The organism is Streptomyces sp. NPDC029138, assembly GCF_055564375.1.
The window spans coordinates 74,101-93,860 of sequence record NZ_JBVHWM010000034.1 but is presented as its reverse complement, the minus strand read 5'-3'; the positions used below and the strand labels follow the sequence as shown (position 1 = coordinate 93,860).

General features: G+C 72.3%; 16 protein-coding genes and 1 pseudogene. 6 read left to right on the top strand and 11 right to left on the bottom strand.

Going from position 1 to position 19,760, the window contains the following annotated elements:
* Nucleotides 1-91 precede the first annotated feature (91 nt).
* The gene (locus ACZ4WH_RS24995) at nucleotides 92-1,981 is read right to left on the bottom strand and encodes a glycoside hydrolase family 3 protein (protein ID WP_468184150.1); all 1,890 of its coding nucleotides are present in this window, start codon (nucleotides 1,979-1,981) and stop codon (nucleotides 92-94) included.
* Nucleotides 1,982-2,152: 171 nt separating this feature from the next.
* Here ACZ4WH_RS24995 and ACZ4WH_RS24990 point away from each other — a divergent pair.
* Together ACZ4WH_RS24990 and ACZ4WH_RS24985 are read left to right on the top strand one after the other, a co-directional pair.
* Nucleotides 2,153-2,290, top strand: a pseudogene (locus ACZ4WH_RS24990) (3-phosphoshikimate 1-carboxyvinyltransferase); the annotation flags it as partial.
* 52 nt (nucleotides 2,291-2,342) lie between these two features.
* Nucleotides 2,343-2,936 (top strand): RBBP9/YdeN family alpha/beta hydrolase, encoded by a 594-nt coding sequence (locus tag ACZ4WH_RS24985; protein ID WP_468184147.1) that lies wholly within the window; start codon nucleotides 2,343-2,345, stop codon nucleotides 2,934-2,936.
* Here the strand turns inward: ACZ4WH_RS24985 and ACZ4WH_RS24980 are convergent.
* From ACZ4WH_RS24980 to ACZ4WH_RS24960, 5 genes are all read right to left on the bottom strand, one after another.
* The gene (locus tag ACZ4WH_RS24980; RefSeq protein ID WP_468184145.1) at nucleotides 2,911-4,152 is read right to left on the bottom strand and encodes an MFS transporter; all 1,242 of its coding nucleotides are present in this window, start codon (nucleotides 4,150-4,152) and stop codon (nucleotides 2,911-2,913) included. The genes ACZ4WH_RS24985 and ACZ4WH_RS24980 overlap by 26 nt on opposite strands.
* A gap of 127 nt (nucleotides 4,153-4,279) precedes the next feature.
* Nucleotides 4,280-5,080 (bottom strand): sugar phosphate isomerase/epimerase family protein, encoded by an 801-nt coding sequence (locus tag ACZ4WH_RS24975; RefSeq protein WP_468184143.1) that lies wholly within the window; start codon nucleotides 5,078-5,080, stop codon nucleotides 4,280-4,282.
* A gap of 798 nt (nucleotides 5,081-5,878) precedes the next feature.
* Nucleotides 5,879-6,805, bottom strand: coding sequence for a bifunctional helix-turn-helix transcriptional regulator/GNAT family N-acetyltransferase (locus ACZ4WH_RS24970; protein ID WP_468184140.1), 927 nt, complete (start codon nucleotides 6,803-6,805; stop codon nucleotides 5,879-5,881).
* 77 nt (nucleotides 6,806-6,882) lie between these two features.
* Nucleotides 6,883-7,479, bottom strand: coding sequence for a dihydrofolate reductase family protein (locus ACZ4WH_RS24965; protein WP_468184138.1), 597 nt, complete (start codon nucleotides 7,477-7,479; stop codon nucleotides 6,883-6,885).
* Nucleotides 7,480-7,623: 144 nt separating this feature from the next.
* Nucleotides 7,624-8,670: a LacI family DNA-binding transcriptional regulator gene (locus ACZ4WH_RS24960; RefSeq protein WP_468184135.1), complete on the bottom strand. Its 1,047-nt coding sequence runs from the start codon at nucleotides 8,668-8,670 to the stop codon at nucleotides 7,624-7,626.
* A 235-nt stretch (nucleotides 8,671-8,905) separates the two neighbouring features.
* Here ACZ4WH_RS24960 and ACZ4WH_RS24955 point away from each other — a divergent pair, with 235 nt between their 5' ends.
* From ACZ4WH_RS24955 to ACZ4WH_RS24945, 3 genes are read left to right on the top strand one after another with little or no spacing between them, the layout of a single operon-like run.
* Complete coding sequence (locus ACZ4WH_RS24955) at nucleotides 8,906-10,057, top strand: Gfo/Idh/MocA family protein (protein WP_468184132.1); 1,152 nt, start codon at nucleotides 8,906-8,908, stop codon at nucleotides 10,055-10,057.
* The gene (locus tag ACZ4WH_RS24950; RefSeq protein WP_468184130.1) at nucleotides 10,054-11,205 is read left to right on the top strand and encodes a dihydrodipicolinate synthase family protein; all 1,152 of its coding nucleotides are present in this window, start codon (nucleotides 10,054-10,056) and stop codon (nucleotides 11,203-11,205) included. Before ACZ4WH_RS24955 ends, ACZ4WH_RS24950 begins: the two co-directional genes overlap by 4 nt.
* 35 nt (nucleotides 11,206-11,240) lie before the next feature.
* Nucleotides 11,241-12,104 carry a sugar phosphate isomerase/epimerase family protein gene (locus ACZ4WH_RS24945; protein ID WP_468184165.1) on the top strand — a complete coding sequence of 288 codons (864 nt, stop codon included), beginning with the start codon at nucleotides 11,241-11,243 and terminating at the stop codon, nucleotides 12,102-12,104.
* 122 nt (nucleotides 12,105-12,226) lie between these two features.
* Here the strand turns inward: ACZ4WH_RS24945 and rbsD are convergent, their stop codons facing one another.
* The 5 genes from rbsD to ACZ4WH_RS24920 all read right to left on the bottom strand — a co-directional run bounded on the left by rbsD (nucleotide 12,227) and on the right by ACZ4WH_RS24920 (nucleotide 18,147).
* Nucleotides 12,227-12,616 carry a D-ribose pyranase gene (rbsD, locus tag ACZ4WH_RS24940; protein ID WP_468184127.1) on the bottom strand — a complete coding sequence of 130 codons (390 nt, stop codon included), beginning with the start codon at nucleotides 12,614-12,616 and terminating at the stop codon, nucleotides 12,227-12,229.
* Nucleotides 12,613-13,515 carry a ribokinase gene (locus ACZ4WH_RS24935; RefSeq protein ID WP_468184124.1) on the bottom strand — a complete coding sequence of 301 codons (903 nt, stop codon included), beginning with the start codon at nucleotides 13,513-13,515 and terminating at the stop codon, nucleotides 12,613-12,615. The genes rbsD and ACZ4WH_RS24935 overlap by 4 nt, the downstream gene beginning before the upstream one ends.
* Before the next feature lie 81 nt (nucleotides 13,516-13,596).
* Entirely contained in the window at nucleotides 13,597-15,546 is a 1,950-nt protein-coding gene (locus tag ACZ4WH_RS24930; protein WP_468184122.1) for an ABC transporter permease/substrate-binding protein, read from the bottom strand.
* Nucleotides 15,536-17,092: a sugar ABC transporter ATP-binding protein gene (locus ACZ4WH_RS24925; RefSeq protein ID WP_468184119.1), complete on the bottom strand. Its 1,557-nt coding sequence runs from the start codon at nucleotides 17,090-17,092 to the stop codon at nucleotides 15,536-15,538. Before ACZ4WH_RS24925 ends, ACZ4WH_RS24930 begins: the two co-directional genes overlap by 11 nt.
* Nucleotides 17,089-18,147: a LacI family DNA-binding transcriptional regulator gene (locus tag ACZ4WH_RS24920; protein ID WP_468184116.1), complete on the bottom strand. Its 1,059-nt coding sequence runs from the start codon at nucleotides 18,145-18,147 to the stop codon at nucleotides 17,089-17,091. Before ACZ4WH_RS24920 ends, ACZ4WH_RS24925 begins: the two co-directional genes overlap by 4 nt.
* A 655-nt stretch (nucleotides 18,148-18,802) precedes the next feature.
* On the opposite strand from ACZ4WH_RS24920, the gene ACZ4WH_RS24915 reads away from it, so the two are divergent.
* Entirely contained in the window at nucleotides 18,803-19,579 is a 777-nt protein-coding gene (locus tag ACZ4WH_RS24915) for a DUF2637 domain-containing protein (protein ID WP_468184113.1), read from the top strand.
* Nucleotides 19,580-19,760 lie beyond the last annotated feature (181 nt).

Sequence of the window (19,760 nt, the reverse complement as noted above, 5' to 3'; positions counted from 1 at the left end):
ACGACGTCGCCCGCGACCTCACCAACTGGATGGCCGCCCGCGACTTCCCCGAACGGCCAACCAGGCAGGTCACCGACTTCTAAAACACGGCCTAGTAGGTCAGCCCGTGGCCGATCGGGTACAGCACCCGCGCCGGGTCGTCCGCCCGCTGCACCGGTACCGGCAGCTTCCCGCGCGGTCTCACCCGGCCCGCGATCACCCGTGCGGCGGCGCGCAGTTCGACGTCCGTCCAGCAGTACGTGGCCAGGCAGGCCCGGACGGAGGGGAGCTGCGCGATGTCGTACGGGTTGCGGACGGCCAGGGCGACCACCGGCCTGCCCGTGGCCAGCAGGCGGTCCACCAGGGTGCGCTGGGTGCTGGACGCCGTCACGTTGTACGTGGCCACGATCACCGCGTCCGCGTCCCGCGCGGCCGTGACCGCCTGGTCGATGGCCGTGGCGGAGGGCGTGGTGCCGGTGGACAGGGCCGTGGCGGTGAAGCCCAGTTCGGTGAGGGCGGCGGCCAGGACACCGGTGGGCGGGCCGGTGGTGCCGGACGGGGACGCCGGGTCGGCGCCGACGACCAGGAGCCTGCGCCGCGTGCGGCGGTCGAGGGGCAGCGTGGCGTCCTCGTTGACCAGCAGGGTGGTGGTGCGTTCGGCGATGCGGTCGGCCGTGGCCAGATGGGCCTTGGTGCCGACCGTGCGGTCGACGGCCGCCCGGTCGGCCCAGGGCCGGTCGAAGAGCCCGCGCCGGGCCTTCAGGCGAAGGATGCGCAGGATCGATTCGTCCAGGCGGGCCTCGGTCAGCTCGCCCTCCCGTACGGCCTTCAGCACCGCGTTCCAGGCCACGTCCAGCGACGGCGGGTTGAGCAGCTGGTCCACGCCCGCCTTCAGCGCGAGCACCGGCACCCGGTCGTCGCCGTACTTGGTGCGCACGCCCTGCATGCCGAGCGAGTCGGTGATCACGACACCGTCGTAGCCGAGTTCCTCGCGCAGGATGCCGGTGAGGATCGGGCGGGAGAGGGTCGCAGGGTCGCCGGAGTCGTCCAGGGCCGGGAACTGGATGTGCGCCGTCATGATCGAGTCGATGCCCGCCCGGATCGCGGCCCGGAAGGGCACGGCGTCCAGCTCCTCCCACAGTTCGCGGCTGTGGGTGATGACCGGGAAGCCGTAGTGGCTGTCGACGGCGGTGTCCCCGTGGCCCGGGAAGTGCTTGGCGGTCGCGGCGACACCCGCGCCCTGATACCCCTTCACCTCGGCGGCGACCAGTTCGGCGACGGCCTCCGGGTCGGCGCCGAAGGAGCGGACGCCGATGACCGGGTTGGCCGGGTTGACGTTCACGTCGGCGTCGGGGGAGTAGTCCTGGTTGACGCCCATCGCGCGCAGCTCGGTGCCGGAGACGCGGCCGAGGGTGCGGGCGTCGGAGCGGGAGCCGCCCGCGCCGATCGCCATCGCGCCGGGGAAGAGGGTGGCGGGCTTGCCGATCCGGCACACCGCGCCGTGCTCCTGGTCGGTGGCGATGAGCACCGGCAGGCCGCGCGGCTGGTCCAGCGAGGCACGCTGGATGCCGTTGGACAGGTCGGCGATCTGGTGCGGGTCGCGGGTGTTGTGCGCCCAGGCGAAGTAGATGATGCCGCCGACCCGGTACTCGGCGATCAGATCGGCGGCGGTGCGGACGCCGATCTCCTTGAGGTTGGCGTCGATGTCCGCCTGGTCGGGTGCGGTGGCGGAGTGGCCGTAGACCCGCATCACGAAGAGCTGGCCGACCTTCTCTTCCAGCGTCATGCGGGAGATGAGGGCGCGCAGCCGGCGGTCGTCGGGGATGGCGGCGTGGGCGGTCGTCGGTACGGTCAGCGCGGCGGTGAGGCCCGCGCTCGCGGCGAGGACGGCGCGTCTGGACGGCCGTGCGGTGCGTCTGCCCGCGCTCGCGGAGCTCTCCGTGCCTGCCGTGCCGCTGTCGCTTCCCGTGCCGGTGCCGCTTCCCGTGCTGGTGTGGTGCACGTGCGCTCCTTCCAGAGGAGAACCGCTGAAGGAAACTTCCGAGGAGTCACCAATATCCGGGAAGTTTCTTTCCGTCAAGGGAATGCACAGTAACCAGGGAGGGGCCGCCGACCGCGCATTCGCGGGGGCGCGTCCAGCCCCTGGACGTCCGTGACCACGGGCCGGACGACCCGTCACCATCGCGTCGTGATGTCCATCGCCGTGACCGCGCTGCGCACGCCCGGCCTCACGTACGACGACCCCGGCTGCGTACGCGAGACGTTCCCCGGCTTCCACGAGGCCTTCGCGGCCCTGCCCGCCGCCGGCTGAGGCACCGGCCGTTCACTGGACCAGGGGACGCGGGCCGTAGAGGATCACCGGCATGACCACACGCGCGTACCTGATCCTGCACGGCTGGCAGAACCACCGCCCGCCGGAGCACTGGCAGCACTGGCTCGCCGGCCGGCTCACCGCCCTCGGCCACCGGGTCGGCTACCCGCAGCTGCCCGACGCCGACGACCCCGACCTGGACGTCTGGCTCGGCGAACTCGCCCGCCACCTGGAGGAGTTGGACGGCCCCGGCGAGCGGGTCGTGGTGGCCCACAGCCTGTCCGCCGTGCTGTGGCTGCACGCCGCCGCCCGGCGCATGGAGCAGCAGCGGTACGCGGACCGGGTGCTGCTCGTCTCCCCGCCGTCCGGTTCCGTCCTCGCCCGGCACCCGGAGGTGGCCGCGTTCGTCCCGCCCGCACTCGACTTCGCGCTGCCCGGGCCGACGCGGCTGGTCGCGGGCGACGACGACCCGTACTGCCCCGAGGGCGCGGGCACGGTCTTCGCCGAGCCGCTCGGCATCCCCGCCGACGTCCTGCCCGGCGCCGCCCACCTCAACCCGGACTCCGGGTACGGCTCCTGGCCGGCGGTCCTGGACTGGTGCGTCAGCGGCACCGCACCCCTCACGGTGCGTCCGGCACCGCGCTAGCCCCGTCCCGCAGTTCGGGCGTGGTCGTCGCGACGGCCGCCACCGCCAGCACACACAGCAGGCCGCCGCTGATCAGGGCGGTCGTGCCCGAGGTCCAGCCGGCGAGCAGACCACCGCGCGCGTTGCCGAGGCTGGGACCCGCCTGGCCGACGATCTGCTCGGCCGCCGTGACCCGGCCGAGCAACGCGTCCGGGGTACGGGTCTGCACGATCGTGGAGCGGGAGACCACCGCCGTGGCGTCCGCCGCGCCGGCCAGCGCGAGCAGGGCCAGGCCGAGCCAGGGGCTGGTGGACAGGCCGAACAGCACCAGGGCCGCGCCCCAGGTGGCCGACGCGCACAGCATCACCGGGCCCGGCCGGGCGAGCCGGGTCAGCGGGCCGGACAGCGCGGTCGCGGCCACCCCGCCCACCGCCAGCGCCGACAGGAACAGTCCGAGGGTGCGTGGATCGTCCCCGAACCGCTCGGCGTTCACCAGCGGGAACAGGCTCACCGGGAACGAGAGCACGGTGGCGGCGAGGTCGGTGACCAGCGCGCCCCGCACCACCCGATGCCCGGCCAGGAACCGCAGCCCGTCCAGCACCCCGTGCAGCCCGGCCCGCGACGGCTCGCCCTGCGGCGGCAACGCCGGCAACCCACGGGCGCCGTAGAAGGCGAGGCCGAAGCTGAGGGCGTCCAGCAGATAGCAGACGCCGATGCCGAACCAGCCCAGCAGCAGCCCGGCCAGGGCGGGGCCGAGCAGCATCATCGACTGACCGGTGACCTGCTGGAGCGCCAGCCCGGCGGCCACCTGCTCCTTGGACAGCAGCCGTGGGACGAACACCCCGGCGGCCGGGGCGCCGAGCGCGCCGAAGCCCGACTGCACGGCGACGAGCAGCAGCACGACCGCCGGCGGCACATGCCCGGTGAAGCCCTGCACGGCCAGCAGCAGCGAGCAGGCCGCCTGGCCGACGGTCGCCGCGAGGAAGATCCGGCGCCGGTCGGCCCGGTCCACCCACGCCCCGGCGAACAGCCCGAACACCACCAGCGGCAGCGCCTGCGCCAGCCCGACGGCGCCGGTCCACGCGGTGCTGCGGGTCTGGTCCCAGACCTGGTACATGACCGTCACCATGGTCATGGACCCGCCGAGCACGGACACGGTCCGGCCGATCAGCAGCCGCCGGAAGACGGGTGAGGTGCGCAGGGGCCGTACGTCGACGAGCGAGCGGGTGAGGCTCATGAGCGGGAGCGGGCGCACGGCCCTGGTGGCTGGATCACCGGGGGAGGCTAACCGGGCGCCGACGACCCGGCCAGCGAATTAGCCGGCGGGCAGTGGCTCGCCGGGGGTGGACCGGCTGCGGGGTGGACTAGGCCGCTTCGCCCAGCATCCTCAGCAGATGCTCGCGGCCGGCACCGAGCAGACCGGGAAGCGGCGCGGCCCCCTCGTACCAGCGCTTCTCGTACTCCCAGCACAGCCAGCCGTCCCAGTGGTGGCGGGACAGCACGTCCACGCACTCGGTGAGCGGCAGCACCCCGGTGCCGAGCGGCAGCGGGGCGGTGTCCTCGGCGGAGACGATGTCCTTGACCTGGACGTAGCCCAGGTGCGGGGCGAGGGCCGCGTAGGTGTCCGACGGCTGCTCGCCGCCCAGCCAGGTGTGCATCACGTCCCACAACGCGCCCACGTGCCGGTGCCCGACCGGGCCGAGGATCCGGATCGCGTCGGCGCCGGTGCGGTGCGAGTCGTGGGTCTCCAGCAGGATGCGCACGCCCAGCGCGGCGGCGTCCTCGGCGGCGGTGCCGAGCCGCCGCGCTGCCACCGCGTCCGACTCCTCGCGGGGCCGGTCCGGGTCGGCGCCGGGGAAGACCCGGACGAAGGGCGCGCCCAGGTCGTGGGCCAGCCGGAGGAGGTCCCGGATCTCCGCCAGCACGGGCGCGTCCTCGCCCGGGGCGGCGACGCGCGCGTACCCGGCGAGGCCCAGCGCCTCGACCCCGGCGTTCCGGAACAGGGCCGCCGTCTCGGCGCGTTCGGCGGGTGTCAGGCCCGGGTGCACCGGCTCCTCGGGATGGGCGCGCAGCTCGACACCGTGGTAGCCGTGCGTGGTCGCGAGCGCGAGGACCTCCGGGACGGGCAGGCCGGGGACACCGAGAGTGGAGAACGCCAGCTTCATGGGCAGGGACCCTACTAGCCCTGCCCGCCACTCGCTTGGTCCCACAGCGCGAGCCGCCGCTCTCGGCCGACTGCTACCCGAAATCCCGTGCACCACTCACCTGACGCGGGAAGCGGGAGCGGCCGGTCCTGGCCGACTGGGGCGTGGCCGGCGGAGGCGGTGGGGCTGTTCGGCGTTGTCAGGGACCCGGTGTGTCGTTCGCCTGGTTGGGGCGGGGTGAGCGCCGGTCCTGGCCGACTGGGGCGTGGCTGGGGGAAGTGGTGGGGCTGTTCGGGGTTGTTCAGGGGCCCGGTGTGTCGTTCGCCTGGTTGGGGCGGGGTGAGCGCCGGTCTTGGCCGACTGGGGCGTGGCTGGCGGGAGCGGTGGGGGTGTTCGGCGTAGTGCGGGGACCCGGTGCGTTGTTCGCCGGGTTCGGGCGGGGTGAGCGGCCGTTATTGGCCGACTGGGGCGTGGCCGGCGGAAGTGGTGGGGCTGCTCGGGGTTGTTCACAGACCCGGTGCGTCGTTCGCCTGGTTCGGGGGGCGCCGGTTCTGGCCGACTGGGGCGTGGCTGGCGGAGGCGGTGGGGCTGTTCGGCGTTGTCAGGGACCCGGTGCGTCGTTCGCCTGGTTGGGGCGGGGTGAGCGCTGGTCCTGGCCGACTGGGGCGTGGCTGGCGGAGGCGGTGGGGCTGTTCGGCGTTGTCAGCGACCCGGTGCGTCGTTCGCCTGGTTGGGGCGGGGTGAGCGCCGGTCCTGGCCGACTGGGGCGTGGCTGGGGGAAGCGGTGGGGCTGTTCGGCGTAGTTCGGGAGTCTGTGCGTCACTCGCCCGGGCCGCGCAGTGCGAGTCGCCAGTCCTGGCCGAGCAGGTCTCTGCCGAAGGAGCGGTGGGGCCGCTCGGCGACCAGGGTGAAGCCGTGCCGCTGGTAGAGGCGGCGGGCGCTGCCGAGCACGTCGTTGGTCCACAGCACCAGGTCCCGGTAGCCGGCCCCACGGGCGAAGTCGATCACCGCCCGCACCAGCCGGTCGCCGATGCCGTACCCGCGTGCCTCGGGCTCCACGAGCAGCAGCCGCAGCCGCGCGGTGCCGGGCGCGTCGTCCCGCACGCACATCACGCAGCCCACGGGCCGCCCGGCCAGTTCGGCGATCCACACCCGCTCCAGATGCGGATCGTGATCCTCCGCGTAGTCGGCGACGATCCGGGCGACGAGCCCCTCGTACTCGGCGTTCCACCCGAACTCCGCCGCGTACAGCGCGCCGTTGCGCTGCACGATCCACCCCAGCTCACCGGCCTGCGGCTCCCGCAACACCACGTCCGCGGCCTGCTTCTCCCCACCCAGGATGTCCTGAATGGTCCGCATGGCCTCGGCGAGCCGGGCCCGGTCCGCCGGAGCGACGCCGTCGAGCAGCGCCCCAACCGACTCCCGGGCCCGCTCGTCCAGCAGCGCGGCGGTCTCGCGCCCGCGCGCGGTCAGCGTGATGCGGCGCCGCCGCGGATCGTCCCGCGACGGCTCCCGCCCGATCAGCCCGCCCTCCTCGAACCGGTTCAGAATCCGGCTCAGATACCCGGCGTCGAGCCCGAGCCCACCGCGCAGATCGGCCGCGTCCAGGTGCGGCGCCTGCGCGAGTTCGTACAGCACGCGGGCCTCGGTCAGGGTGTACGGCGCGTACAGATGGCGCTCGTAGTCGAGGGCACCGATCACACCCGTGTAGAACCGGTTGAAAGCGCGGACGTCCTGGACGGTCATGATCGCCCCCGGATGCTTGACTCAGTCAGAGATCCTGCTCCTCCGAGCCTAGGCCGCCCGCGCCCCACCGTCCACGCCTACGACCGTTCGGCCGGCCGGTACACGTTCACCTGCGCCCCGGTCTTCGCGGTGACCGACGACACCAGCTCCCAGCTGCGCAGCCCCCCGTCGGCCGGGAAGATCGACTTGCCGCCGCCGAGCAGCACGGGCATGACGATGAGCTGCAACTCGTCCACCAGCCCCGCCGCGATCAGCGCCCGCACCAGCGTGGGACTGCCCATCATCGCCAGATCCCCGCCCTCGGCGGCCCGCAGCTCCCGCACCTTGTCGAGGGCCTGCGCCCCCGGAATCCGCACGGTGTTCTCCCAGCTCAGGTCGTCCTCGTCGAGCGTGTCGGAAACGACGTACTTCTTCATGGAGTTCAGCCGGTCGGCGAACGGATCCCCCGCCCGCTCCGGCCACGCGGCGGCCATCGTCAGATACGTCCGCCGCCCGTACAGCAGCGCCTCGGCCTTCTCCAGCCCCGCGGCGAAGGCCCCGCCCACCACCTCCGGATCGAAGAACGGATGCGACCACCCACCGTGCGCGAACCCCCCGTCGGTGTCCTCCTCGGGCCCACCCGGGGCCTGCACAACTCCGTCAAGACTGATGAACGCACTGACGACGACACGCATGGGTCTGCTCCTTGTCAGGGGTGGTGCGATGGCGGTCTACGGCACTGAAGACCGCCCGCACCCCGAAAACTCATCGGTACTGTCCAGAAAACGGCAGCCCAGCCAACCTGGGGGCGCGGGGCTGTGTCGATACGCGGCGCCGCCCTACTCCCGCGGCACTCCGGAGGACCCCCGTACCATCAACTCCCCCCGCACCGAAGCGATCCCCCCGGGCGGCGGTTCCTCCCGCCCCATCGCGACGCGCCCGGCCCGCGCCCCCGCCTCCGACAACGGCAACCGCACCGTCGTCAGGGCCGGCACCGTGTCGACGCTGAACGGCAGGTCGTCGAAGCCGGCCACCGAGACGTCCTCGGGAATCCGCAGCCCCGACTCCCGCAGCGCGGCGCAGGCGCCGAGGGCGACGGAGTCGTTCGCGGCCACGATCGCCGTCAACGAGGGATCGCGGCGCAGCAGCTCCAGCGTCGCCTCGTAACCGGACCGGCGGTCATAGCGGCCGTGGACCGTCCAGCGCGGGTCCTCCTCGATGCCCGCCGCCGCGAGCGCCGCGCGGTGGCCCTCCAGGCGGTGCCGGGTGGTCGTACGTTCCTCGGGGCCGGCGATGTAGCCGAGCCGGCGGTGGCCGAGGCCGAGGAGGTGGTCGGTCAGCGCGCGGGCGCCACCCCGGTTGTCGAAGGTCAGCGCGACGGCCTGGGTGTCCGGCGCCGGCGGGCGCCCGCACAGCACCACCCGGGTCCCGGCCTCCGCCAGCTTGCGCAGCTTGGCCGCGACCGCCGCCGCGTGCGGCGCGTCCTCCACGGCCCCGCCGGTCAGCACGACGGCCGCGGCCCGCTGCCGCTGGAGCAGGGTCAGATAGGTCAGCTCGCGCTCGGGGGAGCCGCCGGTGTTGCAGACGACCGCCAGGCGTTCCCCGCCCGCGCGTCCGCCCGGCCCGCCGATCTCCGCCTGGATCGCGCTCGCCATGATCCCGAAGAACGGGTCGGCGATGTCGTTGACGAGGATGCCGACCAGGTCGGAGGTGGCCGCGGCGAGCGCGCTGGCGGGTCCGTTGAGGACGTAGTCCAGCTCGTCCACCGCCCGCAGCACCCGCTCGCGGGTGGACGCGGCGACCGGGTAGTTGCCGTTCAGCACGCGCGACACCGTCGCGGGGGAGACCTGGGCGCGGGCCGCCACGTCCGCCAGGGTCACCGTCATCTCGTCGTCCTCCGGTCACGCGTCGTCTGGTACGCCCTCGTAGACAGCCAGGCGTGCGTCCTGGTTCCGAGCAGACCTTAAGGCCACGGCCCCCGGTTGTTCGCCCCCTCGAACAACTCGAAGCGGACACGGTCTTGTACAGACCACTTCCAGAGGCTAGCTTCTCCTCATGTAGAAAGCGCTTGCTATCCGATGGCTGAATTGCCTGCTCCACCGGCCCACGAAGGGGACTCACGTGACACGCAAGACGGTGCGTATCGCCATGAACGGCGTGACCGGGCGCATGGGCTACCGCCAGCACCTCGTCCGGTCGATCCTCGCCCTGCGCGACCAGGGCGGCCTCGACCTCGGCGACGGCACCGTGCTCTGGCCCGAACCGATCCTGCTCGGCCGCCGCGAGCACGCCCTGCGGGAGATCGCCGAGCGGCACGGCCTGGACCAGGTCTCCACCGACGTGGACGCCGTCCTCGCCGATCCGTCCGTCGACATCTACTTCGACTCCCAGGTCACCTCAGCGCGCGAGGAGGCCCTCACGAAGGCGATCGCGGCCGGCAAGCACGTCTACACCGAGAAGCCCACCGCCACCGGCCTCGACGGGGCACTCGCCCTCGCCCGCCTCGCCCACGAGAAGGGCGTCAAGCACGGCGTCGTCCAGGACAAGATCTTCCTGCCGGGCCTGCTGAAGCTGAAGCGCCTCATCGACGGCGGCTTCTTCGGCCGCGTCCTGTCCGTGCGCGGCGAGTTCGGCTACTGGGTCTTCGAGGGCGACTGGCAGCCCGCCCAGCGCCCCTCCTGGAACTACCGCGCCGAGGACGGCGGTGGCATCGTCGTCGACATGTTCCCGCACTGGGAATACGTCCTGCACGAGCTGTTCGGCCGGGTCACCTCCGTCCAGGCCCTCGCGGCCACCCACATCCCGCAGCGCTGGGACGAGAACGGCAAGCCCTACGACGCCACCGCCGACGACGCCGCCTACGGCATCTTCGAACTGGAGGGCGGCGCCGTCGCCCAGATCAACTCCTCCTGGGCGGTCCGCGTGCACCGCGACGAACTGGTCGAGTTCCAGGTCGACGGCACCGAGGGCTCGGCCGTCGCCGGCCTGCGCGGATGCCGCGTCCAGCACCGCAGCGCCACCCCCAAGCCCGTGTGGAACCCGGACATCCCCGCCACCGAGGTCTTCCGCGACCAGTGGCAGGAGGTGCCCGACAACGCCGAGTTCGACAACGGCTTCAAGGCCCAGTGGGAGCTGTTCCTCAAGCACGTCTACGCCGACGCCCCCTACCACTGGGACCTGCTGGCCGGCGCCCGAGGCGTGCAACTCGCCGAACTGGGCCTGAGGTCCTCCGCCGAGGGCCGCCGCATCGACGTACCGGAGATCTCCCTGTGACCGTCCGACTCCCCGCGGCGGACGGCACCCTGCGCACCTACGAGCCGCGCACCGCACCCCTCTCCCTCGCCCCCGGCACCCCCTTCACCTCCCGTACGGTCTTCTCGGCGGCCCATGTCGTCGCCGACCCGTTCGCCGACGTCTCGCCCGGCGCGCCCGCCGCCGTCGACTGGGACGCCACCCTCGCCTTCCGCCGCCACCTGTGGTCCCACGGGCTCGGTGTCGCCGAGGCGATGGACACCGCCCAGCGCGGGATGGGCCTGGACTGGGCGGGTGCGGCCGAACTGATCCGGCGCAGCGCCGCCGAGGCACGGTCGGTCGGCGGCCGCATCGCCTGCGGTGTCGGCACCGACCAGCTCACGGGGGGCACCCTCGCGGAGATCCGGGCCGCGTACGAGGAGCAGCTCGCGGTCGTCGAGGAGGCGGGCGCCCAGGCCGTCCTCATGGCGTCCCGAGCGCTGGCCGCGACGGCGAAGGGCCCCGAGGACCACCTGGAGGTCTACGGCCACCTCCTGCGCCAGGCCGCCGAGCCGGTGATCCTGCACTGGCTGGGCCCGATGTTCGACCCGGCTCTTGAGGGCTACTGGGGCTCGTCCGACCTGGACGCGGCCACCGACACCTTCCTGGAGGTGATCGCCGCCCACCCGGACAAGGTCGACGGCGTCAAGATCTCCCTGCTGGACGCGCGGCGCGAGGTCGACCTCAGGCGGCGGCTGCCGCAGGGCGTGCGCTGCTACACCGGCGACGACTTCCACTACCCCGAGCTGATCGCGGGCGACGAGCAGGGCTTCAGCCACGCCCTGCTCGGCGTCTTCGACCCGCTGGGCCCGCTCGCGGCCGAGGCGGTACGGGTCCTGGACACGGGCGACGTCCAGGGTTTCCGCGAACTCCTCGATCCCACGGTGGAGTTGTCCCGCCACCTCTTCCAGCCGCCCACCCGCTTCTACAAGACAGGAGTGGTGTTCCTCGCCTGGCTCGCCGGCCACCAGAGCCACTTCACCATGGTCGGCGGTCTCCAGTCGGCCCGCTCCCTCCCGCACTTCGCCCGCGCCTACGAACTCGCCGACGGCCTCGGCCTGTTCCCGGACCCGAAGCTCGCGGAGGAACGCGTGAAGACCCTTCTGTCGCTGTACGGGGTGAACCAGTGAACACGGCGGAACTCGCGCGCTTCTCCATCAACCAGATGACGGTCAGGCAGCTGTCCCTGCCGGAACTGGTCGACGCCTGCGTCGCGCTGGGCGTCCCCGGTGTGGGCCTGTGGCGGGAGCCGGTGCGGCGGTACGGCGTGGAGGCCGCCGCCAAGCTGGTGGGGGACGCGGGTCTGACGGTGACGACGCTGTGCCGGGGCGGCTTCCTCACGGCGACCGACCCCGTCGAGCGGGCCGAGGCACTCGGCGACAACCACGCGGCGATCGACGAGGCCGCCACCCTCGGCACCGACACGCTGGTCCTGGTCTCCGGCGGACTCCCCGCCGGCAGCAAGGATCTGCGCGGCGCCCGTGAGCGCATCGCCGACGCCCTGGCCGTCCTCGCGCCCTACGCGGCCCAACGCGGCGTACGCCTCGCCATCGAGCCGCTGCACCCCATGTACGCGTCCGACCGCTGTGTGGTCTCCACCCTCGCCCAGGCCCTGGACCTCGCCGAACGCTTCCCCGCGCACCAGGTCGGGGTGACCGTGGACACGTACCACGTCTGGTGGGACGACCAGGCGCCCGCGCAGATCGCCCGCGCGGGCGCGGCGGGCCGCATCCACACCTTCCAGCTCGCCGACTGGACCACCCCCCTCCCCGAGGGCGTCCTGAACGGGCGCGGCCAGCTCGGTGACGGCGCGATCGACATGCGGCAGTGGAAGAACCGCGTGGAGGCCGCCGGATACACCGGTCCCATCGAGGTCGAGCTGTTCAACGAGCGGCTGTGGGCCCGGGACGGCCGCGAGGTGCTGGCGGAGACGGCCGAGCGGTTCGTGGAGCACGTGATCCGCCGGCGCGCCGGAGCGGAGAAATTCCCGGAAGCGGGTGCAACCATTCCGCCGCCTGCCGTGTCGTAACTGTCGTCGGAACCACGGGGGACCCGGGGGGGATCGGGTTCCGGCAGGGGAGGGGAACCCGAGGGGGCGTCCCGGGCCTACGGGCCGGGACGCCCCCTCGAAACATGCCGGACGCCTCGGCCCTAGAAGAACACCCCGCACCGCAGCAGGACGTTCGCGTACGGCCGGGCCTCCCCGGTGCGGACGATCAGCCGGGCCCCGGCCGACAGCTCCTTCAGCCGCTCGTGCGGGACGAGGGCCAGCTCAGGGAAGCGCGCCTCCAGCAGCTCGGCCGCCGCCGGATTGGCCGCCCGCACCTCCTGGGCCGCCGTGGCGCCCTCCACCACCAGCTCGGTCAGCAGGCCGTCCAGCACCTCGGCGAAGGACGGCACACCGGCCCGGAAGGCCAGGTCCACCACCCGGGGGCCGTCGGGTATCGGCATGCCCGCGTCGCAGACCAGCACCCCGTGCCCGTGGCCCAGTTCGGCCACGGCGCCGGAGAGATGGCGGTTGAGAATCCCGGCCTTCTTCACAGCTCCTCGACCTCCTCCGCCGTCGGGTACGACTCCTGCGCGCCCCGCCGGGTCACGGCCGCCGCGCCGACCCGGGCCGCGTAGGCCGCCGCGTCCGCCAGATCCGCACCGGACCCCAGTTTCCAGGCCAGCGCTGCCGTGAACGCGTCCCCGGCACCCGTGGTGTCCACCGCGTCCACCTTCACCGACGGCACCCGGGTCACCCCGGAGCCGTCGGCGACCAGCGCCCCCTCCGCGCCCAGCGTCACCACCACCGAGCGGGGACCCTCGGCCAGCAGCAGCCGGGCCCAGTCCTCGGGGTCGTCGCTCGCACAGGCGTCCCCGAGGACGACCCGTGCCTCGTGCTCGTTGAGGATCAGCGGGTCACACGCCGCCAGCACCTCCGCGGGCAGCTCACGCGGCGGCGACGGGTTCAGCACGAAGCGACTGCCCGGCGCCAGGTTCCGTACGATCTCCACGACCGTCTCCAGCGGGATCTCCAGCTGCGCCGACACGACCCGGGAGGCGTGCAGGACGCTCGCCGCCGCCCGGACGTCCGCCGGCAGCAGACGGGAGTTGGCGCCCGGCGACACCACGATGCTGTTGTCGCCGGACGGGTCGACGGTGATGAGCGCGACGCCCGTCGGGGCCCCGCCCACCAGCACGCCCACCGTGTCGACCCCGGCCGCGCGCAGGGAGTCGAGCAGCAGTCGGCCGTGGCCGTCGTCACCGACCCGCGCCAGCAGGGCCGTGGCGGCACCGAGCCGGGCGGCGGCGACCGCCTGGTTGGCGCCCTTGCCGCCCGGGTGCACGGCCAGATCGCCGCCGAGCACGGTCTCGCCGGCGGCCGGCCGCCGCTCGACGCCGATCACCAGGTCGGCGTTGGCCGATCCCACGACCAGAAGGTCGTAGTCGTACATCAGTTGACTCCCCTGAGAGATGACGCCAGGCGGGCCGGCCCCGGAAGTGTTCCCGGGGCCGCCCGCCCGAGTCGCCTGTTGTCAGCCGCTGAAGCCGGTCACGTTGTCCTTCGTGACCACCTTCACCGGCACCTTCACCGTCGGCTCCACCTTGTCGCCCTTGACCGCCTTGAGGGCGTTGTCCACGGCGATCTTCCCCAGCTGCGTGGGCTGCTGGGCGACGGACGCGTACAGCGTGCCGTTCTTGACCGCGGTCAGTCCGTCCGGTGTGCCGTCGAAGCCGACGACCTGCACGGACCGGCCGGCCTTGGAGCCGAGCGCCTTGATCGCGCCCAGGGCCATCTCGTCGTTGGCGGCGATGACGCCCTGCACGTCCGGGTGGGCCTGGAGCAGGTTCGACATCACGTCGAGGCCCTTGGTGCGGTCGAAGTCGGCGGGCTGCTGGGCCAGCACCTGGATGCCCGGGTAGGCCTTCAGGCCCTGGGCGAACCCGGCCGCCCGCTCCCGGGCCGCCGACGTGCCCGCCTGGCCCTGGAGGATCACGATCTTGCCCTTGCCGCCCAGCTTCTCGGCGATGGTCTTCGCGGCCAGCTCACCGCCGGCGACGTTGTCCGAGGCCACCAGCGTGTCCACGGACGCGTGGTTGACACCCCGGTCGACGGCGATGACCGGGATCTTCGCCTTGTCGGCGGCCTTCACGGAGTTGCTCGCCGCGTCCGAGTCCACCGGGTTCACGATGATCGCGCCCAGGCCCGAGCTGGTGAAGTTCTGCAACTGGTTGGCCTGCTGGGAGGCGTCGTTCTGGGCGTCGGTGACGGTCAGGTCCACGCCCAGCTTCTTGGCCTCGGCCTGGGCGCCCGCCCGGATCTGCACGAAGAAGGGGTTGTTGAGCGTGGACAGGGACAGGCCCATCTTCGGGGCCGTGGACGACGAGGAGCCGCTGTGCAGGAAGGAGGTCGCGCCGACGACGGCGACGGTGACCACGGCGGCGAGCGCGTACGTCGCCGCCTGCTTGCCCTTCGGCCCGCCCGTGCCGGCGGCCACCGGGGTCGCCCCGGCCTTGCGGCGCAGGGTGTCCAGCAGCACCGCCAGCGCGATCACGACACCGATCACGACCTGCTGCCAGAAGGCGGAGACCGACAGCAGGTTCAGGCCGTTGCGGAGCACCGCCAGGATCAGCGCGCCGATCAGCGTGCCGGACGCCTTGCCGGTGCCGCCCGCCAGCGAGGCGCCGCCGATGACGACCGCCGCGATGGCGTCCAGCTCGTAGCCGTCGGCGGCCTGCGGCTGCGCCGAGGACAGCCGGGAGGCCAGCACGATGCCCGCCGCGGCGGCGAACAGCCCGGACAGGGCGTAGATCGCGAGCTTCTGCCGCTTCACCCGGAGACCGGACAGCCGCGCGGCCTCCTCGTTGCCGCCGATCGCGTACATGGACCGGCCGATGTAGGTCCGCCCCAGCACGAACGCGGCGATCAGCCCCATCACCACCATGACCAGCACCGGGACCGGCAGCCAGCCGCCGAGGGTGTCCCCGAGGTGGGAGACCGAGTCCGGGAAGGCGATCGGGGAGCCCTGCGAGATCACCAGGGCGAGACCGCGGCCCACGGACAGCATGGCCAGCGTCGCGATGAACGGCGGCAACTTGCCGTAGGCGATGAGGAAACCGTTCACCAGACCGGCGACGATGCCGGTGGCGACCGCCATCAACACCGCGAGGACGACCGGCACCCCATGGGAGGTGGCGCTCCAGGCCAGCACGGTCGCCGACAGCGCGGCCACCGAGCCGACCGACAGGTCGATGCCCGCGGAGACGATCACGAAGGTCACACCGAAGGCGAGGATCGCCGTCACGGCGGCCTGGACGCCGATGTTGAGCAGGTTGTCCGTCGTCAGGAAGTCGCCGGACAGCGCCGACAGGGCGATGACCAGGACGATCAGCGCGGTCAGCGCGCCGTTGTCGAGGAGCAGCCGGCGCAGGCCGCCCGGGGCGCCACTCGCGCCCGCCGGCCTCTTGAGCGTGTCAGTGGCCACGGGTGGCCTCCTTGTCGGTGGTGGGGGTGGAGCCGGTGGCGGAGTCCGAGCCGGCGGTCGGGGTGGAGACGGCGAGCGCCATGACGGCGTCCTGGGTGGCCTCGCCGGCCGGGAGTTCACCGGCGATCCGGCCCTGGGCCATCACCAGGACCCGGTCGCTCATGCCGAGCACCTCCGGCAGATCGCTGGAGATCATCAGCACGGCGGCCCCGGCGGCCGTCAGCTCGTTGATCAGCTGGTAGATCTCGACCTTGGCGCCGACGTCGATACCGCGCGTCGGCTCGTCCAGGATCAGCACCTTGGTGTCGGCCAGCAGCCACTTGCCGATGACGACCTTCTGCTGGTTGCCGCCGGACAGGGTCCGCACGTGCTGCCCGAGGCCCGCCATGCGCACGCCCAGCTGCCCGGCGATCCGCTCGGCGGCGGCGTACTGCGCCTTGCGGTCCACCAGCCCGGCCCGGGTGGCCGACCGGAGGGTCACCAGCCCCAGGTTCTCCGCGACGGAGGCGTCCAGCACCAGCCCCTGACCCTTGCGGTCCTCCGGTACCAGCCCGATCCCGGCCGCCATCGCCGCGTTCACGTCGTGCCGTCTGAGTTCGGCCCCGGAGACCCGCACGACCCCGTGGTCGTACGGATCGGCGCCGAACACCGCCCGGACGACCTCCGTCCGGCCGGCCCCCACGAGCCCCGCGATACCGACGACCTCGCCGGCGTGCACCTCGAAGCTCACGTCATGGAACACGCCGTCCCGGCCGAGCCCCTCGACCGAGAGCAGGGCGGCGCCCTTCTCCGGCCGCTGACGCGGATACTGCTGCTCGATGGAGCGCCCCACCATCAGCCGTACGAGTTCGTCCTCGGGCGTGGAGGCGGGCACCTGCCCGACACTGCGCCCGTCCCGGATGACGGTGACCCGGTCCCCCAGGGCGGCGATCTCCTCCAGGTGATGGGTGATGAAGACAACCCCCACGCCGTCCTCGCGCAGCGACCGCACGATGGCGAAGAGCTTCTCCACCTCCTCCGAGGTGAGCACGGCGGTCGGCTCGTCCATGATGAGCACGCGCGCGTCCAGGCTGAGCGCCTTGGCGATCTCGACCATCTGGAGCCGCGCGATGCCGAGTTCCCGCACCCGCGCGCGGGGCGAGACATCGACCCCGACCCGCTCCAGCAGCGCCGCGGCCTCGGCCTCCATCCGCTTCCGGTCGATCATCCCGAACCGGCGCGGCTGCCGCCCCAGGAAGATGTTCTCGGCGACGGTCAGATCGGGAACGAGGTTGAACTCCTGATAAATGGTGGCGATCCCGAGACGCTCGGAGTCCTGCGCCCCATGGATGCGCACCTCCTCACCGCCTACGAGAATCCGGCCGGCATCGGGGGTGTAGGCACCGGAGAGCATCTTGATGAGGGTGCTCTTGCCGGCGCCGTTCTCACCGAGCAGTACGTGGACCTCGCCCCGGCGCAGGTCGAAGTCGACGCCGTCGAGCGCGACCACGCCGGGGAAGGTCTTGCGTATGCCCTCGATGCGCAGCAACTCGTCCGGGTTGCTCACGACGTGCTCCTTTGCACTGGGGAGGGGGACTGCGTGGGGGGTGTGGGGGTCTGGGCGGGCACGAGCGTCTCTCCGCAGGAGCGGCGTACGACGAGTCGCGCGGGCAGGGTGACGGAGCGCGGGGTACGCCCCTCGATCCGGTCGACCAGGGCGCGTACGGCGGCCCGCCCCAGCTCACCGGTCGGCTGGGCGATCGCGGTGACCGGCGGATCGGTGTGCACGAACCACGGGATGTCGTCGAACGCGGCCAGCGCGATGTCGTCGGGCACGCGCAGCCCACGCGCGCGTACGGCGTCCAGCGCGCCGAGCGCCATCAGGTTGTCGGCGGCGAAGACGACCTCGGGCGGCTCCGGCAGATCGAGAAACCCTTCGGTGACCCGCCGCCCGCTCTCGGCCTGGAAGTCGCCCTGCCCGATGTAGGCGTCCGGCAGCGATAGCCCGTACTCGGCCAGCGCGGCCCGGAACGCCTCCACCCGCTCACTGCCGGTGGTGGTGGCGGCGGGCCCGGCGATGATGGCGAGCCGCCGGTGCCCGAGCCGGCACAGGTGGGCGACGAGGTCCCGTACGGCGGCCTGCCCGTCCGCGCGGACCACCGGCACATCCACGCCGGGGATCCACCGGTCGACGAACACCATCGGGGTCCCGGCGCGAGCGGCGTCGAGCATGAGGGGCGAGCCGCCGTCGGTGGGCGAGACGAGCAGCCCGTCGATCCGCCGGTCGAGCAGATTCCGCACGTGATGGTCCTGGAGTTCGGGCCGCTCGTCGGCGTTCCCGATGATCACGCTGTAGCCGAGCGCCCGGGCCTCTTCCTCGACGGAACGGGCCAGCTCGGTGAAGTAGGGATTCAGCACGTCGCTGATGACCAGCCCGAGGGTATGGGTCTGGTCGGTCCGAAGGGACCGCGCGACGGCGTTGGGCCGGTACCCGAGGGCATCCACGGCCCCCATCACCCGCGTCCGCGCGTCGGCACTGACGGACGGATGCCCGTTCAGCACTCGCGACACGGTGGCCACGGACACACCCGCCGCAGCGGCCACATCCTTGATGCTCGCCATCGCCGGCCCCACCTCCTCGTGGACTCATGGAATCGATTACATCCCTGCCGTAGGGAGGATTGGAATCGATTACACGGGCTGGAGGCAAGGGGGTGAGGGTGGCCGAAACCCAATCGTGACCGGGACGAGGAGCAGGGGACCCCGCCCCGCCGGCCCGCCCGGACGGCCGGGGTGGACGTCCCCCGGGACGGCCCACCGGAATGGAAGGGTTTTCAGAATACAAACCACTCGACCCACAAGTTCGCGACTGAAAAGCGAATGACACAAATGAAAAAACGCTCTCCCAACGTTTCCCGTAGGCCATGTTCACTCATTTGCCGCGCATCTGGAGGAGAGGAGGCGACGTTATCCGAATATGACGACAGCAAGGTTCCATGGCTTGCCTCACCGTGACGCGAGGAAAGACAGTCTGTCTGCGGGCCGTGTTGTGACGGCGGGAAAGTATATTTACACACCTGGTGTTGCACGCTCGGCGTTCGAGGCGCGTGGCACCTTGCGCGGGGACGGCGTGCGGGTCGAGCCCCAGGCCACTGAGTCGCTGCTCCGCGAGTTCCTCACACTGCTGGAGGCGGTCCAGGAGGAACTTAATCAGCGGTGGAGCGAACAGGCAAACTCAGACTGTCACGCGGATCGCGTGTGACGGGGGTGGATTTCCATGAACCACGACTATGCGGGTCCCTCTTTTGCCCGGCGTGAATGGTATACAGACACGGCCCCGAGCACGACAGGCACCGGCTGGCTCGGTGGCCCCGTCGACGGCTTCGACCCGGGGACTCTCCTGGTGCCCCCGGACTCGGGCTGGGACCCGGCCGAGGAACTCGCCTATCTCCTACAGGAGGCTGTTCCTGCCGAGCAGGCGCCCGTGGTGCCGCCACCGCGCAGCGAGCCGTCACCCGACGTCGACTACGCCGACCCGATGGAGAACCTGGCCCGGATCACCGCACAGCTGCCGCCGATCCGACGCCCTGCTGCGGGGGCCGGGCACCGGAAGAGCCGGGTCCGGAAAATCCGGGTCAAGTGGATGCAGACCGGCAGCTTCGTGATCGCCGCATTCGTTTGCGTCATCGTCTCGATGGTCAGTGTCTTCGGCGGAATGGCGGCCTACGGACCACTGCGGAATATCACGTCAGGCACGAGCAGCGAGATGATCGCCTGGTGGCCTATCCTCGTGTACGGCCCCTGGATGGTGGCGTCTCTTTCCATCCTGCGAAGCGCCTTGCATCAGCGCCGGGCCCTGCACTCGTGGTTCATCGTCCTGCTGTTTTCCTCGGTGGCGATGATGCTGTGCGTGGCCCAGGCCGACCGGACCGTCACCGGCATCGCCGGGGCGGCCCTCCCGGCGTGCGCGTCCCTGGCGTGCTTCCAGCAACTGGTCCGCCAAATCACCCTGACCCTGCCCCCACGCCAGGACAAGCCCCGCCACCGCAGGTAGCGCCGGCACCGGCCCCCCAATAGGCAGATCTGTTCCACCCACGAGCCACCCCCCACCGCCCCACCTGCACGTTCCCCCACACCCCCCGAAACAAATCCGCCAATCCCATCCGTGCCCCGATCCCCCACCGCTCGCCGCCGAACCGGCCCGGCGTGCAGGCGAGACGCGAGCGCGCCCCTCC